Annotated in this window: 10 protein-coding genes; 8 read left to right on the forward strand and 2 right to left on the reverse strand. The window is 73.5% G+C overall.

What is annotated here, in order from left to right; all coding sequences use genetic code 11:
• Positions 1-24: 24 nt before the first annotated feature.
• The 4 genes from ACZ37P_RS33465 (at position 25) to ACZ37P_RS33480 (ending at position 3,622) form a co-directional block, all read left to right on the forward strand.
• The gene (locus tag ACZ37P_RS33465; RefSeq protein WP_188280927.1) at positions 25-702 is read left to right on the forward strand and encodes a uracil-DNA glycosylase; all 678 of its coding nucleotides are present in this window, start codon (positions 25-27) and stop codon (positions 700-702) included.
• Between the two features lie 25 nt (positions 703-727).
• Positions 728-1,567: an LURP-one-related family protein gene (locus ACZ37P_RS33470; RefSeq protein WP_355343755.1), complete on the forward strand. Its 840-nt coding sequence runs from the start codon at positions 728-730 to the stop codon at positions 1,565-1,567.
• A 3-nt stretch (positions 1,568-1,570) separates the two neighbouring features.
• Positions 1,571-2,653 (forward strand): N-acetylglucosamine kinase, encoded by a 1,083-nt coding sequence (locus ACZ37P_RS33475; protein ID WP_401857639.1) that lies wholly within the window; start codon positions 1,571-1,573, stop codon positions 2,651-2,653.
• A gap of 81 nt (positions 2,654-2,734) precedes the next feature.
• The gene (locus ACZ37P_RS33480) at positions 2,735-3,622 is read left to right on the forward strand and encodes a sirohydrochlorin chelatase (protein ID WP_355343749.1); all 888 of its coding nucleotides are present in this window, start codon (positions 2,735-2,737) and stop codon (positions 3,620-3,622) included.
• A 117-nt stretch (positions 3,623-3,739) separates the two neighbouring features.
• Here the strand turns inward: ACZ37P_RS33480 and ACZ37P_RS33485 are convergent, their stop codons facing one another.
• Entirely contained in the window at positions 3,740-4,786 is a 1,047-nt protein-coding gene (locus ACZ37P_RS33485; protein WP_401724600.1) for a lactonase family protein, read from the reverse strand.
• A gap of 83 nt (positions 4,787-4,869) precedes the next feature.
• Positions 4,870-6,435 carry an FUSC family protein gene (locus ACZ37P_RS33490; protein ID WP_467350141.1) on the reverse strand — a complete coding sequence of 522 codons (1,566 nt, stop codon included), beginning with the start codon at positions 6,433-6,435 and terminating at the stop codon, positions 4,870-4,872.
• Positions 6,436-6,580: 145 nt separating this feature from the next.
• Between ACZ37P_RS33490 and ACZ37P_RS33495 the strand changes: the two genes are divergently transcribed.
• The 4 genes from ACZ37P_RS33495 (at position 6,581) to ACZ37P_RS33510 (ending at position 9,862) form a co-directional block, all read left to right on the forward strand.
• On the forward strand, positions 6,581-7,156 hold the full coding sequence (locus tag ACZ37P_RS33495) for an Lrp/AsnC family transcriptional regulator (RefSeq protein WP_391164102.1): 576 nt from the start codon (positions 6,581-6,583) through the stop codon (positions 7,154-7,156).
• 731 nt (positions 7,157-7,887) lie between these two features.
• Positions 7,888-8,310, forward strand: coding sequence for an RlpA-like double-psi beta-barrel domain-containing protein (locus ACZ37P_RS33500; RefSeq protein WP_188284393.1), 423 nt, complete (start codon positions 7,888-7,890; stop codon positions 8,308-8,310).
• Between the two features lie 11 nt (positions 8,311-8,321).
• Positions 8,322-8,951 (forward strand): cell wall protein, encoded by a 630-nt coding sequence (locus ACZ37P_RS33505; RefSeq protein ID WP_355343736.1) that lies wholly within the window; start codon positions 8,322-8,324, stop codon positions 8,949-8,951.
• An 11-nt stretch (positions 8,952-8,962) separates the two neighbouring features.
• Positions 8,963-9,862, forward strand: coding sequence for a MauE/DoxX family redox-associated membrane protein (locus ACZ37P_RS33510; protein ID WP_355343733.1), 900 nt, complete (start codon positions 8,963-8,965; stop codon positions 9,860-9,862).
• The last annotated feature ends 101 nt before the right edge of the window (positions 9,863-9,963 follow it).

Raw genomic sequence — 9,963 nt, forward strand, 5'->3', positions numbered from 1 at the left:
GTTGAGCCAGTAGAGTGACGGACCGTGACAGCGCGACCATTGAACGAGATCGTCGAAGCGGGCTGGGCGAAGGCGCTCGAACCGGTGGCGGACCGGATCGCGGCGATGGGGGACTTCCTCCGCGCCGAGATCGCCGCGGGGCGTACGTACCTTCCCTCCGGTGCGAACGTACTGCGCGCGTTCCAGCAGCCCTTCGACGACGTGCGGGTGCTGATCGTCGGGCAGGACCCGTATCCGACCCCGGGTCACGCGGTGGGGCTCAGTTTCTCCGTCGCGCCGGACGTACGGCCGCTGCCGGGCAGTCTGGAGAACATCTACCGCGAGCTGGGCTCCGACCTGGGGCTGCCGCGTCCGTCCAACGGGGATCTCACGCCGTGGACCCGGCAGGGTGTGCTGCTGCTCAACAGGGCGCTGACCACCGCGCCCCGGCGGCCCGCCGCGCACCGCGGCAAGGGCTGGGAAGAGGTCACCGAGCAGGCGATCAGGGCGCTCGCCGCCCGGGGCCGTCCGCTGGTCTCCGTGCTGTGGGGCCGGGACGCCCGCAATCTGCGACCGCTGCTCGGGCAGTTGCCCGCCATCGAGTCCTCGCACCCCTCCCCCATGTCGGCAGACCGCGGCTTCTTCGGCTCACGGCCCTTCAGCCGCGCCAATGATCTGCTGGTCCGGCAGGGTGCACAGCCGGTCGACTGGCTCCTTCCCTGACATGTCTTGACGGTACTCTGCCCGGGTGACGACGCATCCCAATACTCCGGCGGGCTGGTACGCCGACCCGCAAGGCACTCCGAATCTGCTCCGCTACTGGGACGGCAAACAGTGGACGGAGCACACGAACCCCGGCCAGATTCCGCAGCAGCAGCAAGGCGGCGGCAACGCGTGGGAGGTGAATGTCAGCGGCGCCCCCGACCCGTCCAAGGTCCAGCGCCAGGTGCAGCAGCAGGCCGGGATAGCGCCGACCTCGTTCGGCGGCGGCACCCTGTTCACCGAGCCGATCCTGGTGGTGAACCAGAAGGCCAAGCTGATCGAGCTGGTCAACGAGTACAGCGTCTTCGACCAGCAGGGCCGTACCCTCGGCTCGGTCGTCGAGATCGGGCAGAGCACGGCGAAGAAGGTGCTGCGCTTCGTCTCCAGCGTGGACCAGTTCCTGACCCACAAGCTGGAGGTCAGGGACGCGCACGGGCAGCCGCAGTTGGTGCTCACCCGGCCCGCGAAGTTCATCAAGTCCAAGGTGCTGGTGCACCGCTCGAACGGTGAGCCGCTCGGCGAGATCGTGCAGCAGAACGCCTTCGGCAAGATCAAGTTCGCGTTCATGTACAACGGCCAGCAGATCGGTGCCATCAAGGCCGAGAACTGGCGGGCGTGGAACTTCGCCATCGTGGACCACACGGAGACGGAGATCGGCCGGATCACCAAGACGTGGGAGGGCCTGGCCAAGACCATGTTCACCACGGCGGACAACTACGTCCTCCAGATCCACCGGCCGCTGGCCGACCCGCTGCTGAGCATGGTCGTCGCCTCGGCGCTGACCGTGGACACCGCGCTCAAGCAGGACTCGCGCGGGCTCGGCTGATCCGTGCCCGCTTCCGCTGACTGGGTGCTCGGGATCGACTCCGGCGGTTCCGGCGTGCGGGTGGCCGTCGCCCGCGCCGACGGCACCGAGGTGTCCGCGCCCGCCGTCTCTGCCCGCCCGGCCGTGACCGGCGAGCGCGGGATCGACGCCGCGAGCCTGCTCGACCAGGTCGTGCCCCTGGTGAACGGCCTGCTGGACAAGGCCGGGGCCGGCACGCTGGCCGCCGCATGCGTCGGCGCGGCCGGTATGGCCACACTCGGCACCGACCTGCGCGCCGTGCTGCCCGACGCCCTGGCCGCCGCCTTCGGGGTGGAGTCGCTGGCGCTGGCCGGTGACGCGGTGACCGCGTACGCGGGCGCGCTCGGTCTGCGGCCGGGCGTCGTCGTCGCCGCGGGGACCGGCATGATCGCGCTCGGCACCGCGGCCGACGGCCGCGGCTGGCTGCGCGCGGACGGCTGGGGCCATCTGCTGGGCGACGCGGGCGGCGGGTCCTGGATCGGCCGCGCGGGCCTGGACGCGGCGATGCGCGCGCACGACGGCAGGGCGGGCGGCTCCACGGCGCTGCTGGCCCGCGCGGAGGACCGTTTCGGGCCGCTCGACGGGATGCCCGCGCGGCTCTACCCGCGCCCCGACCGGCCCGCCGTACTGGCCTCGTTCGCGCCCGATGTGGCCGCCTGTGCCACGGGGGGCGACCCGGTGGCCTCCGGCATCCTGCGGGCCGCCGCGACGCACATCCTGGAGTCGGCGGCTGCCGTACGGCCGGACGCCGCCGCGGTGGACGTGGCGCTGACCGGTGGCCTGTTCAAGATGGGTGAGCCGCTGCTCGGGCCGCTGCGTGAGCGGGCCGGGCGGATGCTGCCGGACGCCAGGCTCGTACCGGCGGCCGGTGATCCGCTGGACGGCGCGCTGCTGATCGCGGGGGCGCTGCACCGGGACGCGCTGCCGCTTCCGGCCGACCCCGCGCTGCTGCGGCTCGTCTCCCGTGCCGCACCGGCACGTTCGCGTACCGCACCGGTTCGTTCCGGTGCCGACGCGGCGCGTTCCGGCACAGCTCAGACTCGTTCGATGACCGAACGTGAGCGGTGAAAGGGACAGATCAGGACAGGTCTGCCGCGGCTCCGACCCGGCCGAACATCCAGGCGCCCCAAGGCGTTAGCATGCGTCGCCATGAGCACTGCCACAGGGCCCGCCTCCGGCCTTCCCGTTCGAATGCCGCGCCCGCGCCAGCCGGGACGTCACCGCCGACCGGAGGCGCTGGCCGCGCCCGAGGGCGCGCCGGTGCTGGTTCTGGCCGTCCCCGGCACTCCCACCGCCGCCGCGCTCAGTCTGGCGGAGGAGGTCGTGAGCATCGCCCGCTCCGAGCTGTCGGGACTCGATCCGCGGATCGGCTTCGTCGACGGTGAGGACGGCGCGGAGACCGAATTCCCGGCGCTGCGGGGCGTCCTGGCCGCGATCGCGGACGAGCGGTCGGGGGAGGACACCGCGGCCGTCGTCGTCCCGCTGCTCGCGGGACCCGAGGCTTCGGTGCTGCGCAGGATTCGGCAGGCCATCGCCGACACCAAGGCGCAGGTGGAGCTGACCGACGTCCTCGGTCCGCACCCGCTGCTCGCCGAGGCGCTGCACGTCAGGCTCGCCGAGGCGGGTCTGGCCCGCGCCGACCGCGCCCGGCTGTTCACCGTGGCGACCGCGGCCGACGGGATCATCCTGGCGACCGTCGGCGGCGAGGAGGCGGCGCAGGCCGCGGGTGTGACCGGGCTGCTGCTGGCCGCGCGGCTCGCCGTGCCGGTGCTGGCCGCCGCGCTCGACGAGGACGGCTCCATCGCTCGGGCGGCGGAGCAGTTGCGCTCCTCCGGCTCCGGTCGGCTCGCGCTCGCCCCGTGCCTGATCGGCCCGGAGATCGCGCCGCAGCTCCTGCACACCGCCGCGGCGGAGGCGGGCTGCTCGGGCGCCGACGCGCTCGGCCCGTACCCGGCGGTCGGCAAGCTGGTGGTCACGCATTACGCGGGCGCGCTGGGCATCGCGATGCAGCAGCAGGAGAGCGCGCCCTCGCACTGAACGAGGCGGCGCGTCGACACGGCGACGACAACGGCGCGGGCGGGCGGTCCTGTCGAAGGACCGCCTGCCCGCGCCGTTTCCTCGTCGTGCGGGCCGCGCGAGCCCGCCGCCGCAGTGTCAGGGCCGGGCGAAGAGCACGCAGGACACGGCGGGCAGCGCCAGCGAACCGGCCTGCTTGGGGATGCCGGTGCCCGGGTCGACGTCGAACCAGGTGACGTCGCCGGAGCGCTCGTTGGCCGCGTACAGCCGGGTGCCCGACGGGTCGAGGGTCAGGTGGCGCGGCCAGTCGCCGCCGCAGCTCACGGTGTCGAGCAGTTCCAGCCGCTCCCCCGTCTCGTCCAGGGCGAGCACCGCGATGCTGTTGTGGCCGCGGTTGGCGGCCCAGGCGAAGCGGCCGTCGGGCGAGACGACCAGCTCCGAGGGGTAGTTCTCGCCTTCGGTGCCGTCGGGGAGCACGCGGACCTCGGCGAGCGGGCGCAGGCTGCCGATGGAGGGGTCCCAGCGGCAGACGGTGACGACGGAGTCGAGTTCGTTCATCACATAGGCGTGGTGGCCGGCCGGGTGGAAGGTGAGGTGGCGCGGGCCGATCCCGGAGCGCAGTCCCAGCTCGCGCTCGATCTCCAGCTCGCCGCTGTCGGCGTCCAGTTCGCAGACCCGCACCGAGTCGGTGCCGAGGTCGACGCTGACCGCCCAGCGTCCGCTGGGGTCGGTCAGCACGGCGTGGGCGTGCGGCCCGGTCTGGCGCTCGGGGTGGGGGCCGTCGCCCTCGTGCTCCAGCAGTGAGCGCAGTCCGCCGAGCGCGCCGTCCTCGCCGATGGACAGGACGCTGACGCTGCCGGGCTCCGCGTAGTTGGCCGTGAGCAGGTGGCCGCGGTGGACGGCGAGGTGGGTGGGCCAGCCGCCGTGCACCTGCACGGGCGCGCCGAGCAGCCGGGGCGCGGCCGGGTCCGCGAGCGAGAACGCGGCGGCGGTGCCCTCCGGCTCGGTCTCGCCGACCGTGTAGAGGGTCCGCCCGTCGTCGGACAGGGCGAGGAAGGACGGATTCTGCACCTCGGCGTTGTCGCCGAGCGCGGTGAGCGCTCCCGTGTCCGGGTCGACGGCGGCCGTGGTGAGCCCTCGCCCGCCCGCCGAAGTGAACGACCCGATGTAAACGTGCCCGGCCACTGCCGTACCTCTTCCGCCTGATGTCTGTACGGCGGCTGAGATTAGTACCTGACGGCGGCCGCGTCGCCCCCGGGTCCCACTGGTCAGGCGGCGAGCGGCGCCCGGGGGTCGGCGTGCAGGGGGGCGGCGAGGTCGGTGAGCGCCGTTTCCAGGACCCGCAGGTGGCCGAGCGCGCGTTCGGCGTGCGGATGTCCCACGCCGTCCCGGGGCGTTTCCGGCCGGGGTTCCGGTGCCTCGACGCCGCGTACGACCAGGCGGCGCACGGCGTCCTCGACCCGTCGGCAGGCGGCCGACAGCCGCTCGTCGTGGCCCGCTTCGGGGTGGGCGACGACCTCGGCGAGGCCGCGCACCTGGTGGGCGCAGGCGTCGAGGAGGCGCAGTACGTGACCGGCCCGCGCTCTGCGGGCCCGCAGGGGGCTCAGCGGGTGCACCAGCGGCGCCAGGCAGGCGCGTACCCGGCCGAGTACCAGGTCCAGTTCGGCGGCGCATCCTGCCAGGTCGGCGCCGGGTTCACCGGCGAGGTGCCGGGCGGCCTGCGCGGTGAAGTCGCGTACGGATTCCAGGGCGCGCTGGATCCAGGCGTCGGTGGCGGCGTGCGTGGTGACCGGCAGCACCAGCAGCACGGCGAGGGCAGCCCAGAGCGCGCCCGCCCCGGTCTCCTCGAGGCGCAGCAGGAGCAGCGCCGGGTGCAGGACGCCGAGCAGCCCGTAGAGGGAGCCGGCCATGACGGTGACGAAGAAGGTCATCCAGGAGTAGGAGACGGCCGCGCTGTAGAAGATGCCGAAGACGCACACCGCGACGAGGACGGCGGACGGTACGGGGGCGCCGTGCAGGGGAAGGGCGAGGGCGAATCCGGCCACGATGCCGAGCGCGGTGCCGAGCACGCGGCGGAAGCCGCGCACCAGGGTCTCGCCGCGCGACGCCGTGTTGACGAAGATCCACCAGGAGGTGGCGACCGCCCAGTACCAGCGGTCCTGCGACAGTGCCTGGCCGAACGCGAGGGCTCCGGCCGCGGCGGTCGCGGCCTGGACGGCCTGCCGGGTGGTCGGCCTGCGCAGACCGGGCGGTTGGACAAGAGAGATGGCCGGTACGGGAGCGGCGCCGCGTTCGTAGCACCACAGGCCGAAGCGGACGGTGGCGGCGACGGCGAGGCTGAGGCCGATCGCCGCGTACAACTCGGGGAGTTCGGCCGGTACGGCGTGCAGGAACTGCGCGATGAAGAACATCATGAAGCCGAAGACGCCGAGCGCGTGGCCGCGGGCGCCCCAGCGGCGGACGTAGACCCCGGCGAGGACGACGGCGACGAAGGCGGCGTCGCGGGCGAGCGGGTACGGGTGCAGCCAGGCCGCGGCGGTGAGCACCGGCAGTCCGGTCAGGGGCATCAGGGCGGTGGTGACCGCCTGCTGGCCGACGCGGGCGTCGGCGACGACGAAGAAGGCGAGCAGCGCGGCGAGACCGCCGCCGCACATCGCGGGCAGCGGAAATCCGGCCAGGCCCGCCGCGGTGACGGCGAGCGCGATGCCGAGGACGGCGCGGGAGGCGTGGCGCAGCCGCGCGCGGCCCGGATCCGGTGCGACGAACAACTTCTTCACGTGTGCGGTTCCACCCCTGTCCGGTACGGGTGCCCGGCGGCGGTCGGCGCCGGACATGGCAAAGGCGTTGCGGAGGACCGCAACGCCATCGTCACCACCAGGAAAGCACCCGAGCGGGCAGTGGCTCAAACTGGTCGCTCGGCGCTGTGCCATTGGTACGGTGAGGGTGCCCTGTCATCGACCATGAGGAGACCAGTGGCCCATGGCCGTCGACGCACTGGACACCCGCATCCTGCGGCTGCTGCTGGAGCAGCCGCGCACCAGCGTCCGTGAGTACGCCCGCATACTCGGCGTGGCCCGCGGCACCCTCCAGGCCCGGCTCGACCGGCTGGAGCGGGACGGGGTGATCACCACGGCGGGACCACGCGTGTCGCCTGCCGCGCTGGGCCACCCGGTGCTGGCCTTCGTGCGGATCGAGGTGACGCAGGGGCGCCTGGACGACGTGGGCGAAGCGCTCGCGGCCGTGCCGGAGATCATCGAGGCGCTCTCGATCACCGGCGGCGGGGATCTGCTCACCCGGGTCGCGGCCCGCGACAACGCCCATCTGGAGGACATCATCCAGCGGCTGATCCAACTGCCGGGCGTGGTCCGGACCCGTACGGAGATCGCCCTGCGCGAGCGGGTCCCGTACCGCGTGCTGCCGCTGGTGGAGGCCGTGGGCCGCAGCGCGGCGACCCGACGCCAGGGCGGACCGGGCGGCAGGGCGGCCGGGGTCCCGGGGCCCGGCGCCGGATCGGGCGACGGATCAGGCGGTGGCGCTCAGCGGGCGACCCGGTAGCCCTTCGCCGCCGGGCGACACCCCCAGCGACCGCGCCCGATACGCGGGCGGCAGGCGGCAGGCGGCAGGCGGCAGGCGGCAGGCGGCAGGCGGCAGGCGGCAGGCGGCAGGCGGCAGGCGGCAGATCGTAGGCGTACGCGAGCCGCCGTGGCCGCGGCTGGCTGGATCACGACATCCCGGGCACCCCGCAAAAGACGGCCCACGCGTCCGCGCGCCGCGCGGCGGCCGTGATGCCCGAGGCCAACGCCCGGTACCCCGCACCGTACGGCTCGTGCCGCCCGCCCCAAGGGCCTCTCGTGTCTCCCGCCCTCTGGCGGACGCGCGTAGAAGCGCGCATCATGGCCGTGTTCCACCATCACTGCCGACCCATCCGACGCACACCTTGTCATGGGCATGCAATTCTCCCGGCGTCCCCACACGCCCCGGAATCCCCACAGGACCCGCGCCACCCTCAGTGCTCGCAGTACCCGAACCCCCCACTGTCCCCCCATGCATCGAGCGCACCACGCACCTCGCACATCCGCGCGATTCACGCCACACCGCCCCACCGCCTCGCGGCCCCGCCCGTCGCCCCACCTCCCCCGCGAGCGCGCGCATCCCGGACGCCGAACACCCAGCACTGCCGCCGTCCCCACCGGCGGCCCCGTGTCACGTGTCACGCATGGCGCGGCACGCACCTTGTGTTGTCATGCGCAGGTCACAACGCCTGCGCGCGAGCGAAGGGAATCGACATGGCTTGCGGATCGACCAGTCTCTGGGCAGGTGAGACCACCTGGTTCTGCTGCGGCAGCGCCTGGGGCCCCTGCGGCAGCACCGGCACCGGTGCCTGCGGCACCTGCCAGTCCAACGCCCACCAGGCGGCGTGGCCGAACGCCTCCCAGGCGTGCTTCGACATCACCCGGCCCGACCTGTGCGGTGAGACGATCGCGCGCCGCGGCTGCGGCTCGGTGATGAACGTCAAGCACCAGTGCTCCGGCGCGACGGTCTGCGTCACGGTCTCCGACTGCGGACCGCGCACCAAGAGCTTCTGCGGCGAGTCCGCGTGCTGCAACGGCGTCTGCCGCACCAACCGGGTCATCGACCTGACCCCGGCCGCGTTCTCCGCGATCGGCAATCTCAGCTCCGGCAAGCTCCCCGTCTACATCTACGAGTGAGGAGGACCGACATGAGCCACGACCAGAATCCCGCGGGCCGCGGCCGGATGGACCGCCGGCGCTTCCTCACCACCGCCGCGCTCGGCGGTGCGACCATCGTCGGCGCCACGGCGCTCGGCGGCATCGACGCGGACGCCGCCTTCGCCGCGCCGATGCCGTCGCTCGACCCGGCGATCTCCAAGTCGGCGTTCGCCGAGGGCCGGATCACCGCGATCAACGGCACCGTGCTGGAGGTCGCCGGTTCCTACGGCGACCAGCACCTCATCCAGCTCACCAACGCCACCAGCGTCTGGAAGCTGCGCCCGACCACCGCGGCGGAGATCAAGGTCGGCGACGGCCTGTACGCGCGCGGTGTCGACATGCCCGACGGCACCATCGCGGCCGACGCGGTGTGGGTCAACATCGTGAATCTCTTCTGCGAGATCCAGGGCATCGCCAAGGACCGGCTGCACCTCACGCACGGCAACAACCACGCCGTCGTGGGCCGGATCGTCACCGAGACGACCACCGCTTCGTATCTGGGCGGCGCGCTCACCTCGGACCTGTCGCGGGTGCGGATCGGGCAGTCGGCGCAGATCCTCGGCGCCTGGCGTCCCGAGGACGACACCGTCGACATCGCCCGCGTGACCGTCGGCCACTAGGAGGGAGCGCGATGATCTCCGTCATCCCGAGTCTGGCGCCGCTGCTGTGCGGGGTCCTGCTCGCCGTGACCGGCGCGCCGAAGCTCTTCGGCCGCCGTACGGCCCAACTGGCCGCGAACACCGTCCTGGTGCGGGTCCTGGGCAACGGCCACCGCGCCACCAGGGCACTGCGCGCGGTGGGCGCGGTCGAGCTGCTGATCGCGGCGGCGCTGCTCGCCGTTCCCGAGGCCGTGGCGCCCGCCGTGGCAACGGCGGTGCTGGGCGCGGGCTTCACCGCGTATCTGGGGTACGCGCGGGCGACGGCGCCCGAGTCGTCCTGCGGGTGCAGCGCCCGTGACGAGGGGCCGGTCGGCTGGCGGTCCTTCACCCGTGCCGGTCTGGTCGTCGTGGGCGGTCTGGCCGCCGTGGCCGCCGACCGTACGTGGTGGTCGCGGATCGGCGGGGATCCGGTGCCGTCGGCCGTCGTCCTGGTGGTGGCCGCGGCGGTACTGCTCGGTCTGTCCTCCGACCTCGACCAGCGGTGGCTGCGGCCGTTGCGCAAGCTGCGGCTGCGGGTCCTCGGGCATCCGCTGAGCGGTTCCGGCGAACGGGTGCCGGTCGCGGCGTCCGTGGAGCTGCTGGAGAACTCCCTGGCCTGGCAGGCGACGGCTCCCGTCGTCCGCTCCGCCCTGCTCGACCACTGGGACGACGAGGGCTGGCGCATCCTGCGGTTCGCGGGCGTCCACGAGGACTCGCGCGGGGCGCGGCCGGTGAACGTGCTGTTCGCGCTCGACCTGGCGGCGACCATCGACACGGCGCCCGTGCCCGCGGTGCGGGTGTCCGTCATCGACGACGTCACGGAGGAGCCGGTCGACGTGGACCCGCTCATCTCGGCGGCCGAGCGCCTTCAGCTCCTCCCGCTGGTCAACTGACCCGAGAACGACGGGGCGGGGGGGGGGGGCGCGCGCGGGGGGGGGGGGGGGGGGGGAGTTGTTGTGCTGTTTAGGGGGTTTTGGGGTGGTTGTTGGCGGGT

The sequence above is a fragment of the Streptomyces sp. NPDC024632 genome (genome assembly GCF_055559175.1).